The sequence below is a fragment of the Rheinheimera sp. A13L genome (genome assembly GCF_000217935.1).
Taxonomy (GTDB): Bacteria; Pseudomonadota; Gammaproteobacteria; order Enterobacterales; family Alteromonadaceae; genus Pararheinheimera.
On record NZ_AFHI01000012.1, the window covers coordinates 296,113 to 311,516 of the forward strand.

Below are 15,404 nucleotides of genomic sequence, written 5' to 3' on the forward strand. Positions count from 1 at the left end.
ACTTAGAGCCTGAAGTCATAGCGGCAATTGTTCCAAATGCCTTAACTGGTCTTTTAACCTGTTGATCTCAGTGCTGGTTTCTTCCAGCTTTTTACGGTATTTCACTACTTTATCTTTTTTGCCATCCTGCTCTGCTTGCTGCAGATCGGCCTGATACTTCACCAAATCTTTATTCGCATCAGCAAGCTGCTTTGTTAAATCATCTTTTAATTTATTGTCACTGCAGTGGGTTCTGGCGTTATCCAAAGCCATTTGCAAACCCGTCACCTGACTGTTATCACCTGTTTGTTTCGCCAGATTAAGCTGGGTTTCTATCTGACAAATTTTTTGTTCACAGCCTTTTAAAGCACTGCAACTGGCTTGTGTCTGAGCAACAACAGGAGTAACTGTTATTAAAAGTGCCAAAGTCAGAGGTGTAAACAACTGATTTGGAAAAATAATTGATGTAAGCGTCATTTCAGTTTCCTTCTTCAAGACGGTTGAGTGCGATTAAATATCACACCAGTCTTTGAGACTAACAGCCCCTGCTGAACTGAAACTTAAGCTTTGTGATAGCGGAAATAAGCCAGGATGGCAGCAAGGACAGGTAAGACGGAAACAGCCAACAGGGAAATAACCATTTGGTTTTCTGTCAGTAGTTGCAAAGCCAGGCCAGCAGCAATCAACATAATGGCCACACCCAATAGCAGTACACTAAAGCCAACTAACCTTGCATAAGCTACCGGATTGCTTATTTTACTCTCATTCCAGCCTGCTATCAGATGGCGCTGCTGTTTCACTGCGATCAGATAACCAGAAATAATACAGGGCAAAGCACCTGCCACTATCAAGATTGCCACTCCCGCCCAGATGTTATCCATATCCGCCTCCTGAATGTTTTATTACAAAGCCTGAGCTGAACCTTGAATGGCAGCTTCAATAGCAGCCAAAGCCTGTGGACTGTTTTTCCAGCAGCTGGTTCTGAGCATAGAGGCCACCCGTTCAGCAATTTCGGCAGCACTGTGGCTGGCCAGTTTTTCAAAAGAATCCAGACCAATTTGCTCAAAGCGTTGGATCACAGCAGGGCCTACGCCTTTTAGCTGCAATAAAGCGGTTTTTTCCTGTTCGCTAAAAGCCACGTCAGTCTCCTTGCTGGTATTTGATGTTAACTGCGTTATAACATACCAGTACCACGGCTGTGAATTACAGCCAAGCAAAAATAACGGAATGAAAACAAAGTGCTGCAGTCAGACTGCAGCACGCAGAAGAGGACGGATCATCAGTAGCTGTCTTTAATCTCCTGATAAATACCGGGGTAGTTTGCCTGTAACTCTTTGGCTTTGGTGGTGGCAATATCATCCCAGTTAAACCAGATGTTGACCCACAACGCATCAGAACGAGGCACATTGTTATTCGCCTGATCCATGATCAAGGCATCATTCCGGGTTTTAAAGCTGGCTGAACCAAAGTTCGATTGCTCCAGCGCGATGCGGTATTGCGTATTGCGCTCATGGCGGCTGCGTTCATTCGAGTCCCACACAGCTACAGCACGGTAGTGGCTGATAATATTAGGCGCATAAAACTCGCCCCAGTTGCCCAGAAACTCCACATTGGCTTTATCCGTTGCATTGGCAAACCGAAAGGCATGGGTGCGGATGCCGTGTTTGTGATACACCACCAGCGGATGACCATTGTGTTGCTGTAAGGTGTTCATAGCTCGGGTATCAAAGTTACCATGAGCACTGGTGGATACATGGCTGACAAATTCCTGATTATGACCTTTCAGAGTCCAGACAATCACAGTTTCCACATCATGACGATGGCCACCTAAAAAGGTGAAGTGCACCGCCTGATCTTTCTCAAAATACAGCTCATAAAAATGCGCACAACGCTCCCAGCCATCCGTACCTTGCTGGCATAACTGTCTGTGAATGGTATTGGCGGTATTACCCCAGCCTGCATCACGACAGCCACCATAATAACTGGATGTTGCTGCTAAACCCGGGTTCTGGCGTAAGGATCCATAGCGGTGAAATGGGGTGCCCGGATAACAGCCATCCGAGTCAAAATCAAAAGTAGGGTGAAATTTTCTGACCTGGCCTTCGTTATAGGCGGTAATGGCCGTATCCCAGCTTGGGAATTCATCCGCATTAGCTGTATTAAGGTTAAAAAAAGCCAACAAAACTAAACAGCTTTTTACTGTCGTTAAGGTAATTAATTTGAATCTACTGAACACGGGTTGGACCTCCGGTTGATCATTGTTGTTGTGTGAACTCAACTCCGCCTTCTGGAAAAAAAGCGAAATCAGAAACAACAGACTAAGGTCCGGTACATGACAACATGAGGTCATCATGAAAATTTAATAAAAGGGCAGACAAGAAAACGTCAGGAGTCGTTATCACCTGAGCAATTTTCTGATGTAGGCCCCGACAAAAGTTGTGATAAAAAACACGCCAACATAACTTTGCAATGCCACCAGAAACAATAGATCATTTTTTGAATCTAAAGATGCAGCCCAGGAGCCAAAAAAGGCACCGCTAAAACTCTGAATACTTAATAAAAAGCTTTCTTTCACAGCAAGTGCATTTGGGCTCAGAAAATACAGCGCTGCAAAAAGAATAATCACTATCAGAGATGATAAAGCTATATTGGAAATTCGTACTCCCCAACCAAACACACGGCCTAAAAAAAACTTAGTTAAAATGCCAGAAGCTGACACATCCCTCATATGAAAAAACGCCATATCTTCATAAGCTAATTTACCAGTATCATGAAACCAGTGCTTTAGGTTCGAATACTGCTCCTCCATACTTTTGCTGGAGTTGTGTTTGACTAATCCGGCAAATTCGCGGGGTGAAAAAAATCTGAACTTAGCTTTCCCAACAAAAACCTCTGGCACGTTAGTGTAAAAGCGGGCAGATATAAATCTATACAGATCAATGCCTTCACTCTTAGCTGTTTTAAGGTCTTCCAAATAAGTACATTGAGAAACAGAACTGTTCGCCAAAGAAAGTTGGGATTGAATATCGCAGTTTTCCAGTTTCAGGTTTCTGGCAACCATCACCTCAGACAAACTGACCCTCTGCACAACCTTCATATTTTTAAGCTCAATGTCTTTTTGCACATGGCTTGATAAAACAATTACATTTTTCGCTGTTAAATCAGATAAATATAAAGCATTCAATTCGGCACTTTGTATAGTGACGGTTTCGAACTCATAACCAAAGACTCTGATGTCAGCAGTGCTTCTGGTCAGGTTCGCTTTTTCATTTTGATAACATTCTGTCCCAATACAAAGATAACCTACCGGCATTTTGATCTCAGATACCTCATCCTGACGGTTAAATAACTGGATCTCCGATCTGAAATCTCCACCAATACTCAGTACCCCTGCGACAGAAACTTCATTGAGCCAGACCATATCTGATGGCCCTTTCACGCCAAGATCAAGATAGATGTTCCGGCAATAAACGCCACGCAGGGATAAACCGCCTTCCCCATAAAAGCAGGCTGATTCCAGGTGCACCGAACCGACTAAATGGCAGGCTTTCAAACTAAAGTGTTTATAAAAAGTACAGTGAGGAAACCATACCGATTTGCTAAAGGTTGAACTCGTCAGTCTGAAATTGTCCAAAAAGGTGCATTGGCAAAACAACAGATCCTGTTCAAAGTGCAAACCGGACAAATGAATTTCCTCAAATTCACACTGGTAAAAAATCAGGGTTTTGTCGGATGAACTGGCAAACACAGCCGCCAGGCTTTGTGAGGTGAATTTTATACCGCTAAATTCGGCAGTGTTTGCTGTCACCGCGGGACCATCAACCTGAAGAGCTGACAGCCTGATACCTCGAAAGCAATTGTCTGGTTGCGTAATATCCTGGAATTGCATCAGGTAACTATGGTTTTGTGTCAGCTGGGTGACACTGAATTTCTTTAGTTCAGTCCAGTAGCAGAAGCGGATATCACCCACAGAGTTCATTAATAAAGAAAAGCGGTGATTCACCTTGTCTTCGTAAATACATTTCAGTGCTTCCAATGCTTAAAACTCCACACTCATACCTTGTTTCGCAAAACCTGAAAAATAAGCTTTTACCTGCTGTTCAAACTGCGGCCAGCTGTCTTCATAACTCATCAGGTACAGTTTTTTTCGCACAGCTTCAGGGTAATCCATCAGGCTGGATAAAGTGGCATGCACCGGATTCCAATCTGTGAGCGTCACGTCATGAAATCCCACATCAAACTTAAGTTCCGACACTATCTCGGGTATAGCTATCGTATCAGATGAGTAAAATACCTTATCGTTGACACACAAACCCAGCGTCTTTTTGCCCGGCGTATGAGCAACCTCAAACACATCGTAGTGATTACCTAAACTTTCGAAGCCAGAGCCTGTGAGCGGGCATAATTCAAAATAGTCATCAAAAGCCAGGCTGCCCTCGCCTATTTTTGCCAGAGAGCCTTTTAGTGTTTGCTCCCACAGCTCCTGATAAATATCGGGGTGATAATGAAGTTTGATTTTTTTCTGATATTTAAAGCGGGTTTCATAAGCAAAACGTTCAAGCCCAAACACATGATCACCATGCACATGAGTGATAAAAATTTCGTCGACATCACCAATAGTCAAACCAAGATCATGCAGTGCGTGTTTTGCTGTGTGCCCGCAATCAATTAACAACAGGCCCTTTGAGTTTGACACCAAAGCATTGTTGTTATGATGCAGTAAGGATTCTGAATGACCACAACCTATGATGGTGAATTTGTTGTTTTTATCCATGGTTCAGCTCTCCGCTAGGATCTGGTTTGACACCTCAGCATTCGGGCAGCACTCTTTCATACTAAATACTGAATCAACTTTAGACTTTTGTTATTGCACTCATCTGAAGTGCACTAACAAAAGCTTGAGCTGAGTTTTCCATAACTCAGCAAAAGATACTCACAGACTTAAAAACTTACGCCATAGTTAGCATCCACTAACTCGCTGACCTTTAATTGGTCAACTGAAGGCAGAGCTTTAAACCATGCTGTGATCACAGCAATATCTTCCTGAGTTGCAGAACCATAACGGTGTGCAGACCAGATAAAGGCTTCAAACTGAGTTTTATCGCCACCACCGGCCATCACTAGATCACGGCTTTCGATCAGACTGATAAATTGGTCAAGCAATTTGCTGAAATCCTGATCAGACTCCAGACCTAATGAACAGGACAACATAAAACCGTATTCAGTAAATTCGCCCAAATAGAGCTTTTTCTGTAAACGACGGCTTTTAGGTTTAGACATGGGATCTCCTTGGTGCATCTGCCGGATATTCGGTGGGATGCATAATGAACACAATCAGTATTGCTATAGGATCTCGTTATTCGTCCGTGATTGGCAAGTGTTTTTTTAGATGTGTTGTCTTAGCTACCTCAGACAAGAAAGTCTAAGCCTCACTATTAAGCTCTCAGCACCAAGACCTCAACCCTTCGCTCACAAACTTGCACTTACAACATCGATAGCCATAGCTGACACCTAACTTCAGATATAAAATTTGATAAATATGAAACACTACCATTGATAATATGCGAAAATTTGATAATATCGATAAGCCGTATTAGTTGATATTCGTTCCAGCACAAAAAACGAGGCATACCATGTTAAGAGAATTCACCATACAAAAGCGTTTATTGTTGGCATTTTCAGTGATCATTGCCCTGCTTATTGGTGTTGGCACTGTTTCACTCTCGTCAATGAAAACTATTCGAACTAATGCAGCAGAAATAGAAACCAATATGCTGCCCGCTATCCTTAATCTGGGTGAAGTGAACCTGAATCTGATGCAGGTGCGGGGTTTTACGCTTCGCTTGTTATTAGATAAAGATGATGCATCCCGCCAGCAAACAGCTACCCTGCTACAGGAAGTAAAAAAGGCTGTTGAGAAATATTCAGCAGACTACCAACTCACTATTTCAAGCGACAAAGAACAGCAGTTGTACAATGAATTTGCAGCTTCTCTTTCCAGTTACTATCAAGCACAGCAACAGCTTTATTCGCTTGCGCTCAACGGCCAAATCGATGAAGCCGAAGCCTTACTACCGCAAATTAATCCATTGTCAGACAGCATGACCAAACATCTTGTCGCCATAGTGCATTTTAATGAGCAGGCAGCTGCAGAGGTCAGTGCGGAATCAGCCACCAAATATAACAGCACCTTTTGGCTTATTCTGAGCATCATCATACTGGCAGTAATCATAGGATTAGTGGTTGCCAGAGTGCTGGCGTCGAGTATCAATGCACCTTTACAGGAAGCATTAAGAACAGCAGAAACTGTCGCTTCTGGTGACTTAACTCAACATGCACTGATTAAAGGGGATGACGAACTAACCCGATTAGCCCGAGCTTTGCAGACCATGCAATCTAATTTACGTGAAGCTATAGTGCAGATTGGCAGCTCTTCCAGCCAACTGGCCTCAGCGGCGGAAGAGCTGAATGTAGTCACAGAAGAATCTTCCAAAGCACTGCAACTGCAAAACGATGAAATTCAACAAGCTGCTGCGGCCATTACAGAAATGAGTGCTGCAGTGGACGAAGTTGCAAGCACAGCATTACAAACCTCTGATGCTTCTGCCGAATCAGCCCGACTGGCGTCTGAAGGCAAAGCTCGTGTCGCGGAAACCAGTGCTGTTATTGTCAACATGAACAGAGAGATGGCCGACAGCAGTGGAGTCATTAATACACTTGCAACTCAGGTTGCCTCCATTGGCCAGGTACTGGACGTGATCCGTGCCGTAGCAGAACAAACCAACTTATTGGCGCTAAATGCTGCCATTGAAGCTGCAAGAGCTGGCGAAGCTGGTCGGGGTTTTGCGGTAGTTGCAGATGAAGTGCGAAGTCTGGCTTATCGCACTCAGGTATCCACAGGTGAAATTGAAGCCATGGTACGCAGCGTACAAGATTCAGCCCATGCCGCGGTTTCTTCCATTCAAAGCACCAGCATGAAAGCCAATGAGGCACAGTCTGTGGTCCAGTCTGCAGCAGAAGTATTGGATAGGATTGCGTCTCGTATTTTGTCCATCAGCGACAGTAATCATGTTATAGCCAGTGCGGCTGAACAGCAGTCTAAAGTAGCCCGGGAAATTGACCGCAATATAATTACTATCAGTGATTTAGCAGCACAAACTGCAGCAGGTGCTAATCAAACCAGTGCCAGTTCATTTGAATTAACCCGTTTGGCTGTAGATTTAAACGGTCTGGTTGCTCGTTTTAAGGTGTAAAGGTCTTTTTTTGGCAGGTTTTGTTTAGCAGTAGACAAGACCTGCCTTTTTTATTGAGCTTCGCAAAAACAACGAACTGATATATGATGCGCGGCCGAAAATTTGACCAAAACATACAGCACCATGCACTCATCCAACGCGCTTTACACTGATCTTTCTGGTTATTACGACCTGATGTGTGCTGATATCGACTATCAGGCGCAAAGCCAGAGTGCGCGCAGGTTGCATCAGTTTTTTGGTGGTGAAGGCAAAACACATCTGGATTTAGCTTGTGGTACAGGGCCACATATCCGCCATTTTCTGGACGCTGGTTATCAAAGCAGCGGTCTGGATTTAAATCAGCCTATGCTGGATAAAGCTCAGCAACGTTGTCCTGAAGCCCGCTTTATGCAACAGAATATGTGTGATTTTCAGCTGGAAGAACCTGTGGATCTGATCACCTGTTTTTTATACTCCATTCATTACAGCGCCAGTATAAAAAACCTTAAAGCTTGTATCGCCAGCGTGTTTAACGCCTTAAAGCCAGGTGGGGTGTTTTGTTTTAACGCGGTCGATAAAGACAAAATCGACAACAACTCCTACGTACGGCACAGCGCTGTGTTTAACAACAGCCATTTTGTGTTTGAATCCGGCTGGAATTACAGTGGTAAGGGCGAGCAGCAGTCGTTGAACCTGAGCATAGAAAAAACCACGGCCGAGCTGAAACAACTCTGGCAAGACCAGCACCCTATGGTAGCCATCAGTTTTGCCGAGCTGGAACAACTGCTTTGCCCCTGGTTTGAAGTGCATGTGCTTGAGCATAACTACGAAAAAATCGCAGCATGGGATAACCACTCAGGTAATGCACTTTTTATCTGTATCAAGCGTTAAAAGCTCAGGCTGCCGCCTCATAAGCGGCTTTTAACCATGCCACTAACTCAGCGTCCACTTCTGCAACATCAGCTAAGCGGATTTTATAGTTACACATTTGGCCTGCCGGCATCACTTTTAGCCTCTCACTCAGAGGCAGATCTTTCACGTTTAAGCCAATTTCAACTGCTGTATTGGTCGCAGGCCCTATCATGCAAAACTGTTTAGCACGGCGATAACTGATATAGGTTTTTTTAGGCGCAGTTTCATAATCACCAAACTGACTCATCTCTGCCAGCAGCTTCTGATGCACAGGTTTCAATGCTGCTTTTTTATCCGTATAAAGCTCGTTCAGACATTGCCCTGGATCCGCAGCCATGGCAACAGGCGAAGCTGTATCACTGCGGGCCAGATGCACTATGGTATTGGCATCACCATGCCCCATTCCCAAACTACTTTTTAACAAGGCCACCAGCTCTCCATGTTTCACCAGAGCTGAGGCCTGAACCAGTTGGGTTAACTCTGCAATGGATTTACCTGTGCGTTTTTCAATATTGGCCAGTTGAGTGGCCAGAGCTTTATCAAGATCTGCCATAAGTGTCTCCAATTTTAGTCTGTACTTAGGCCACTTTATGCCAAAAACAGCAGCACCAATGCAAGAGCGGCAGGCATAGCCTGAATAAATAAGATTTTCTTACTGACCGTCATAGCGCCATACACACCAGCCACAACCACACAAAGCAGAAAAAACACTTTAAAATCGAGGCCTGCAGCGCCTTGATGTACTATGCCCTGAAACAAGCCCCACAATAAACCAGCCGCCAGAAAACCATTGTATAAGCCCTGATTGGCCGCCAGTACTTTGGTATCCGCTGCCTTTTGTGGCGTCAGGCCAAAGGCTTTCATGCCCTTGGGTTTGTCCCATAAAAACATTTCCAGTACCAGAAAATACAAGTGCAGCAAAGCCACCAGAAGTATCACCAGATCCACAATCAACGCCATATATTGTCCTTTTGTATTGCTTTAAAGTGACGAACTCAAAAGCGGTTCGTCTTCTGGTCCAAGACTCAGAAAAAACTCTTTTTAAACTCAACACCTATAACACGGGGTTCGTTGACGAAACCAGCCAGATTATTAAAGTCGATCGCACCTTTAAGGTTATGCTCGTCGGTAATATTACGACCAAACAAAGCCGCTTCATAATGCCCGGCGAAGTTCAGATAGCCTATTCGCAAACCCGCTTCGTAGTTACCGCTGGAATTAAACTCTTCCGATTGGTACAAAAACAGCTTGGTTTTGCCTTGCACTGCTATATCTCCATAAAAATACAACTCGCCACTTCGCAGCGGAATACCGTAGCGGGCATTAAGCGTCAGAATGGTTTCAGGGGCCTGAGGAAACGAATGGCCATCTACATAAGCAAACTTCTGACTGCCAGCTCCTGGCAAATTGACATAAGGGCTGGTCAGAGTACAAGCAGCACAGGTTCCGACCAATAAATCGTCATCTTTGAGTGTTGTGTGGTTGTAACTAAAACCCCCTGCTATCACTAAACTTTTTGTTGCATGCCAGGTCAGATCCACTTCAAAACCATAGCCAGTGCCCTTGTCAGCATTGAGCAAGGTATTGCTGTTGCTTGCACCACCTATGGCAGACAGCTGCATATCATCAATGAGGTAATAAAACAGCGCCGCATTCAGTCGCAGAGAATCATCCAGCAGATCCGATTTAATCCCCACTTCAGCAGAATGAATAGTTTCAGACTCTGCAGTGGTTGGATCCCGTTCAAAGGCCACATTACGGCCCTGAATGGACGGAGCGCGAAAGCCTTTGGCAAGGCGTGCAAAGCCGCTGACTTTATTTGTGAACTGGTAGTTCGAACTGAAATCCCAGCTCCATTGTCCGTCATCCTGAAAGATTGGGTCGTATTGCTGAATACGGGCAGCCCCCACAGCCAAAGCTGCACCTCCTACATTTTGCTCTCCTACCCAGAAAGATTTTTCATCGAAGGTATAACGAATACCACCGCTCAGCGTCCACGCCTCAGTCAGCTCATAACTTGTCTGCCCAAATAAAGCCCAACTCTGGTTGCTGTGGTACACAGAAGTGGCACCATAAAAGCCATCGATACTGGTGACGCCAAAAGAAGAATCAAAATAAAATGCGCCTATTTGCCACTGCACTGCCTTATCAGTGTCACTGGCTAAACGAATTTCCTGTGTGATTTGCTTCAGGTTATTTAACTGATCTTCAGTCACAGCACTAAAAGGAATAAAGCCAGGCCCCATTTGCTCTGGTACACCGTCAAAATTAGCGTCAATACGGTAGCCACCATCCACATCACTTTTACCCCGCCCATCGGCTTTTTCCAACGCCGAAATCATGATAAGACTCATCTCAGGCAACATAAACTCAAAAGCCAACGAAGCGCCAAACCCCTTATAAAGCCTGAAGTTACCATCACCACTGTCATGCCAGACCCGGTCGCGCTGGTAATTTTCGTTCAGTTGATTACTGCCTTTAGTTAATACATTGGCGCGGAAAACCGAGGAAGAACCATCCAAATCCCGGCTGTGAATATTCAATAACGTCTGAAAGTCTGTGCTTTCATAACGCAATTGCAAACGTCCGGCTTTTTCTTTATGCCCTCCGGTAAAATCGGGCTCTTTGGTAAACGCATTGTCTATATAGTCAGAGCGCTGTTGCGACAATAAGGAAATACGTCCGGACAAGCTTTCAGTCAAACCTCCTCCCGCTGCAGCTTCCAGATCCAGAGCCCCTAAACTACCTGCGGACATCCTGGTGTAAGCAGAAAAGTTTTGTTCAGGTTTGACTGAGGTGATTTTTACTATGCCTGCTGTGGTATTGCGGCCAAATAACGATCCTTGTGGCCCCCGCAGCACTTCAATTTGTTCTGTATCAAACAACGGAAAACTTTTCAGCACCACATTTTCCATCACCACTTCATCCATGATCACAGAAACAGGCTGAGACGCAGCTAAATCGAAGTCTGTATTGCCTAAACCTCTGATGTAAAAACGTGGCGCTATACGGCCATTCGAAGATTCGATATATAAACCAGGGATCTTGGTGGTTAATGCCTGAATATCATCACCTGAGGAAAACAAAGCTTCCAGTTTTTCACCACTTAAGGTGGCTACAGAAAGCGGCACATCCTGAGCATTCTGGACTCGCCGTTGCGCTGTCACCAGAATATGCTCAAGCTGGGTTTCATGATCGGCGTTAACATCAAGCTCTGTGGCAACAGCCACAGCACTCAGGCCTGCCACACTGATAAAAACTCCAATACGGAAACACACAACCACCACAAATACTATGTAGTTTGTCATCACCATGACGCCTTATAAGCTGAATTGTTATGAGGACTTGCAGTGTTCTGACCCGACCACTCATTGCATTGAGTATGGTATTAACAACAGACTTTATCCCGATACTTTTGTTAGATTATCCAGGCATTTGATTTTGAAGTGTTTTATTTAGCGGCCCATTTTTTTGCACTTTAAGGGGTTTTCGTAAATGACGGCCTGATGCGGTTTAACAGTCGCTGATACTCTCCGGATTTTTTAAGCTGCATTATACCCGCATCCAAAGCTTCAGCCCTTCTGATGCTTTGAGGATTATCTTTGGTAAAAGCCAGATAAATTTCGCTGGTGTAGTTCAACTGCCCACGCTGAATATTCTGCGCCTTAATGCCTTCGTGCTGCAGGTAATAATGCAATACATCATCAAAAAATATCGCCAAATCCAGCTTGTTGGTGTTTAACAAACCAATAAGTTGAGCATGAGTCGATACTTCAACCCGTTTAAACCTGTGTTTATGCTGCTCATACAAATCACCGTATTCGTACCCCAAAATCACGCCTACTACAGCTCCATCCGGAATTTGTGCTACCGACACATAAGGCTTTGGCTGCAAGTAATAATAAAATGAAGAGTCAGCGCTAAATAAAGCAGTGTTATGAAACCTAAAGTCGCGCTCTGTATTTTGCTGACGGGTCACATTCCAGCAGGCATCGGTGTCACCCTGACTGGTGAAATATAAAGCCCGGGCATAAGGCACAACAACAGTGGTAATTTGATAACCCTGAGTAGCAAAAGCTGCTTTTACTAATTGCTCAGACAAACCTTTGCCCTGATGGTCTGAAAATGGCGGCTAATTGTCCTCAGCAGCAATGCGGATCAGCATGGCAGAGTCTGTTGGGGCGACATCATCCTGACTTACCGCTGATACAGGCCACATCAGTAGCCAGAGGCACAGATACAATCGCAAATGAAAAACTCAGCTAAACCAGAATGCTTTAAAGATAAACCAGATCAAAACAAGGCTCCAGTTTCAGACTTGATCTAAAACAAAACGGCCTCTGTCAGTTACCATTTCTGCTTATTTTTTAAACAAAACAAACCCTCAGGCCCCTGTGTTACACTGAATCGCGAACAGGGCATTGCATCGCAAATCACGGTATGCAAGCTGTTGAATACTCAACACTAAACTCTTATCAAGGATAGTTATGCAATTGATCAAACCTGGCTTCATCAACTATAAAACTCTGATCCTGTTTATTGTCGCTGCAGGCATTCTGGCCGGATGTGCCACTCAGCCTGTGGCAGGCCAAAGCGAAACTGAAGCAATGAGCTTTGTGATGGGGCTTATTCACGGATTTTGTATCCTGTTCAGCTTAATTGGCAGCTATTTTACCGACGTGCGCATCTACGCATTTCCAAATTCAGGGGGCTGGTACGATATTGGTTTTGTACTGGGCGCAGCCATGTTTTTAGGGGGCGGCGGAGCCAGCGCCAGATAATAAAAATTCAGATCACAAAAAAAGCCCATGACGGCAACATCATGGGCTTTATTCAGAACAGAAAGTGGCTATCAGAACTGCGCTGTATAACGCACACCAAATTCACTGGCATCGTTGCTCAGAATTCTGAGTATATAATCGCCAGTATTTAAGCGGGCATTGTCATAACGCTCATCAAAGATATTGTGGCCATACAGAGCCACTGTCCAGTCACCGCTGGCAGGGCTGTAGGCTATATCCATATTCACCAGTTCACGGCTGTCGATCTGAGTCAGACGACCAGGGTCTGAACTGGGCTCACCATACATCTCATCACGGAATGAATAGTCGATACGGGCGGTAACAGAGGCACCGCTGGCCAGTGCAAACTCGTACGAAGGCCCAATAGCAGCGGTTAACTCCGGAGTTAATGGCGCTACAGGTTTCACCCCGTCTTTTTCATCCACATCCACATCAATCCAGCCCAAAGCACTGTGCAGCTTAAAGGCATTCGAGAAATACACTGTACTTTCCCACTCAATACCACGGGAGGTTTGGCTGACGACCAGGTTTGTGGTGCTGAAACCGCCTTCAGCTGTAGTGCTGACCTGATAAGGCAAGTCGTCAAATACGGTGTTAAACACTGCAACGCTCATACTGAAGGTATCAGTCACCTGCCCTTTGATACCCATTTCGTAGTTCACAGCTGTGATGTTATCCGTCGCCACCAGACACTCTGGGTTGCCGAATAAGCAGTAAGGACGAGCCGGGAACTGGCCTGACTGATAACCGCTCTGAATGGTGCCGTACAGGTTCATACCATTTTCCATACGGTAGCTGGCTGACAAGTCGTAACTCATCTGGCTCCATTCATCGCTGGCAGCAAAAGGCCCAATACCCACATTTGCCACTACGTCTTTTTTGTCTTTGTTAAAACGTAAACCACCGGCCAGACGCAAATCGTCGGTCAGCTGATAACCCACATTGGCAAACACAGCGCGACTGGTTGAAGTTTGATCCAGTTCCAGCGTATTAGCACCGCCATTAAAACGCGAGTCTTCGCCCTGACGATTGCTGCCCTTTTCTTCAAACCAGTACAGGCCTGACACAAAGTCCATATCGCCATAAAAGCCAGATAACTGCCACTCTGCCGACGTTTGATCCGCATCACCTCGTTCAGGGTAATGATCCAGCGTATAGACTGTACCATCATCATCTAAACCCGCTTTGTATTCAGAGCTTCTGTTGCTCAGCACAGCCTTGGTCGACAACTCGTCGTTCAGACTCCAGTCGGCCGTCAAAGACAAACCACTGGCTTCATTGCTGACCGTTGTTACTTCACGAGTACCTGTAGCATTGTCATAAATATTGGGCGCCAGATCTGAATTACGCAGCGGGCCAGTGGGCGTTGGCGCACCAAATCTCATGCCAGTGTAATAAGCGCCATTTGGCACTTCGTCAATCAATACAGTATAGGGGCGTAAGCCACCTTCACCGTCATTGCCATCTGCAGTTAACACCAGGCTGAAATCATCATTTGGCGTAAATTTAACCGAAAAACGGCCATAAGCTTCCTGAGTTTCACCCACATCATATTCAGCATCAGGCACATTAATAAATTTGCCCAGACCGTCGCGCTGGTTGTAACCGGCATTGAAATTAAAGGCCAGCGTATCACTCAGCTCACGATTAACAAACACATCTCCCTTGGCACGGCCACGGCTACCCGCTTCTAATGCAACTTTGGTCACAGCCACTTCGTCTGGTTGTTTAGTGATGATGTTAATGGCACCACCAATAGAGTTACGACCATATAAAGTGCCCTGAGGGCCACGTAATACTTCAATACGTTCAATGTTACTCAAATTCCAGTTCTGGCCAACCTGACGGCCCAGATACACGCCATCCACATAAACACTGACACCTGGATCTGTGGTGATCAGGTGATCCTGCAAACCAATGCCACGAATAAAAGGGTTGGCTGACGACGTATGTCCTGCTGAAAAACCCGTTACATTCAGGTTAGGCACAAACTTGCCTACATCTGTCAGGTCGCTGATGCCCTGCTCTGCCAGCGCATCACCGCTAAATGCACTAATGGCTAAAGGCACTTCATAAATCACTTGAGTACGTTTGGTGGCCGTCACCTGAATGGTTTCAATGCTGTCGTCTTTTGTTGCTTGTGATTTCTCTTCAGCCCATGCCACTGAAGATAAGGCTGCGGTAATAGCTGCACCTAATAAGCTGACTCTGGTTGCAAAAATGCGGATTGGTTGTTTGGATTTGTTCAAGAAGGCTCTCCATTATATTATTTTGAAGTATGAAGGTCGGCCACGAAGGCGCATAAGTATATGCGAAAGCACTTATATTGACTATTAACAACATAAAGAAAATCAGCAGCTAAGCTGTTATCCAACACCAAAGCACAGACTGATTATCGCTGCAATTCCCCTGTTAAACGTATTAAGTTGCGGCCTCAACAACCCCTTGCCATAGTAAAAGCATGCATACCCACCACAAT

15 protein-coding genes are annotated in these 15,404 nt (G+C 45.1%); 3 read left to right on the forward strand and 12 right to left on the reverse strand.

What is annotated here, in order from left to right; genetic code table 11:
- Nucleotides 1-15: 15 nt before the first annotated feature.
- The 7 genes from RHEIN_RS08800 to RHEIN_RS08830 form a co-directional block, all read right to left on the reverse strand.
- The gene (locus RHEIN_RS08800; protein WP_008898631.1) at nucleotides 16-456 is read right to left on the reverse strand and encodes a DUF1090 domain-containing protein; all 441 of its coding nucleotides are present in this window, start codon (nucleotides 454-456) and stop codon (nucleotides 16-18) included.
- Between the two features lie 83 nt (nucleotides 457-539).
- Nucleotides 540-860, reverse strand: a complete 321-nt coding sequence (locus RHEIN_RS08805) for a DUF3784 domain-containing protein (protein WP_008898632.1) — start codon at nucleotides 858-860, stop codon at nucleotides 540-542.
- A gap of 21 nt (nucleotides 861-881) precedes the next feature.
- Nucleotides 882-1,118 (reverse strand): Pathogenicity locus, encoded by a 237-nt coding sequence (locus tag RHEIN_RS08810; protein WP_008898633.1) that lies wholly within the window; start codon nucleotides 1,116-1,118, stop codon nucleotides 882-884.
- 140 nt (nucleotides 1,119-1,258) lie between these two features.
- A complete protein-coding gene (locus tag RHEIN_RS20385) occupies nucleotides 1,259-2,215 on the reverse strand; it encodes an NPP1 family protein (RefSeq protein WP_008898634.1) in 957 nt (318 codons plus the stop codon).
- 162 nt (nucleotides 2,216-2,377) lie between these two features.
- On the reverse strand, nucleotides 2,378-4,015 hold the full coding sequence (locus tag RHEIN_RS08820; protein ID WP_008898635.1) for a hypothetical protein: 1,638 nt from the start codon (nucleotides 4,013-4,015) through the stop codon (nucleotides 2,378-2,380).
- 3 nt (nucleotides 4,016-4,018) lie between these two features.
- Nucleotides 4,019-4,753, reverse strand: a complete 735-nt coding sequence (locus RHEIN_RS08825; protein WP_008898636.1) for an MBL fold metallo-hydrolase — start codon at nucleotides 4,751-4,753, stop codon at nucleotides 4,019-4,021.
- 167 nt (nucleotides 4,754-4,920) lie between these two features.
- Complete coding sequence (locus tag RHEIN_RS08830) at nucleotides 4,921-5,259, reverse strand: YggL family protein (RefSeq protein ID WP_008898637.1); 339 nt, start codon at nucleotides 5,257-5,259, stop codon at nucleotides 4,921-4,923.
- Nucleotides 5,260-5,612: 353 nt separating this feature from the next.
- On the opposite strand from RHEIN_RS08830, the gene RHEIN_RS08835 reads away from it, so the two are divergent.
- Nucleotides 5,613-7,232: a methyl-accepting chemotaxis protein gene (locus RHEIN_RS08835; protein ID WP_008898638.1), complete on the forward strand. Its 1,620-nt coding sequence runs from the start codon at nucleotides 5,613-5,615 to the stop codon at nucleotides 7,230-7,232.
- Between the two features lie 123 nt (nucleotides 7,233-7,355).
- Complete coding sequence (locus RHEIN_RS08840) at nucleotides 7,356-8,102, forward strand: class I SAM-dependent DNA methyltransferase (protein ID WP_008898639.1); 747 nt, start codon at nucleotides 7,356-7,358, stop codon at nucleotides 8,100-8,102.
- 4 nt (nucleotides 8,103-8,106) lie between these two features.
- Here RHEIN_RS08840 and RHEIN_RS08845 read toward each other — a convergent pair whose 3' ends face one another.
- The 4 genes from RHEIN_RS08845 to RHEIN_RS08860 form a co-directional block, all read right to left on the reverse strand.
- Nucleotides 8,107-8,676, reverse strand: a complete 570-nt coding sequence (locus RHEIN_RS08845; RefSeq protein WP_008898640.1) for a DUF4287 domain-containing protein — start codon at nucleotides 8,674-8,676, stop codon at nucleotides 8,107-8,109.
- A gap of 35 nt (nucleotides 8,677-8,711) precedes the next feature.
- A complete protein-coding gene (locus RHEIN_RS08850; RefSeq protein ID WP_008898641.1) occupies nucleotides 8,712-9,083 on the reverse strand; it encodes a DUF1304 domain-containing protein in 372 nt (123 codons plus the stop codon).
- Nucleotides 9,084-9,148: 65 nt separating this feature from the next.
- Entirely contained in the window at nucleotides 9,149-11,431 is a 2,283-nt protein-coding gene (locus tag RHEIN_RS08855) for a TonB-dependent receptor (protein WP_008898642.1), read from the reverse strand.
- Nucleotides 11,432-11,601: 170 nt separating this feature from the next.
- A complete protein-coding gene (locus RHEIN_RS08860; protein ID WP_008898643.1) occupies nucleotides 11,602-12,225 on the reverse strand; it encodes a substrate-binding periplasmic protein in 624 nt (207 codons plus the stop codon).
- Nucleotides 12,226-12,610: 385 nt separating this feature from the next.
- Between RHEIN_RS08860 and RHEIN_RS08865 the strand changes: the two genes are divergently transcribed.
- Nucleotides 12,611-12,904, forward strand: coding sequence for a hypothetical protein (locus RHEIN_RS08865; RefSeq protein WP_008898644.1), 294 nt, complete (start codon nucleotides 12,611-12,613; stop codon nucleotides 12,902-12,904).
- Between the two features lie 71 nt (nucleotides 12,905-12,975).
- Here the strand turns inward: RHEIN_RS08865 and RHEIN_RS08870 are convergent, their stop codons facing one another.
- On the reverse strand, nucleotides 12,976-15,174 hold the full coding sequence (locus RHEIN_RS08870) for a TonB-dependent receptor (RefSeq protein ID WP_008898645.1): 2,199 nt from the start codon (nucleotides 15,172-15,174) through the stop codon (nucleotides 12,976-12,978).
- Nucleotides 15,175-15,404: the final 230 nt, after the last annotated feature.

Bases quoted from the DNA above. Each gene is read 5' to 3' on its own strand.
- RHEIN_RS08800 (WP_008898631.1), bottom strand. From the start codon at position 456: ATGACGCTTACATCAATTATTTTTCCAAATCAGTTGTTTACACCTCTG.
- RHEIN_RS08805 (WP_008898632.1), bottom strand. From the start codon at position 860: ATGGATAACATCTGGGCGGGAGTGGCAATCTTGATAGTGGCAGGTGCT.
- RHEIN_RS08825 (WP_008898636.1), bottom strand. From the start codon at position 4,753: ATGGATAAAAACAACAAATTCACCATCATAGGTTGTGGTCATTCAGAA.
- RHEIN_RS08830 (WP_008898637.1), bottom strand. From the start codon at position 5,259: ATGTCTAAACCTAAAAGCCGTCGTTTACAGAAAAAGCTCTATTTGGGC.
- RHEIN_RS08835 (WP_008898638.1), top strand. From the start codon at position 5,613: ATGTTAAGAGAATTCACCATACAAAAGCGTTTATTGTTGGCATTTTCA.
- RHEIN_RS08840 (WP_008898639.1), top strand. From the start codon at position 7,356: ATGCACTCATCCAACGCGCTTTACACTGATCTTTCTGGTTATTACGAC.
- RHEIN_RS08845 (WP_008898640.1), bottom strand. From the start codon at position 8,676: ATGGCAGATCTTGATAAAGCTCTGGCCACTCAACTGGCCAATATTGAA.
- RHEIN_RS08850 (WP_008898641.1), bottom strand. From the start codon at position 9,083: ATGGCGTTGATTGTGGATCTGGTGATACTTCTGGTGGCTTTGCTGCAC.
- RHEIN_RS08855 (WP_008898642.1), bottom strand. From the start codon at position 11,431: ATGACAAACTACATAGTATTTGTGGTGGTTGTGTGTTTCCGTATTGGA.
- RHEIN_RS08865 (WP_008898644.1), top strand. From the start codon at position 12,611: ATGCAATTGATCAAACCTGGCTTCATCAACTATAAAACTCTGATCCTG.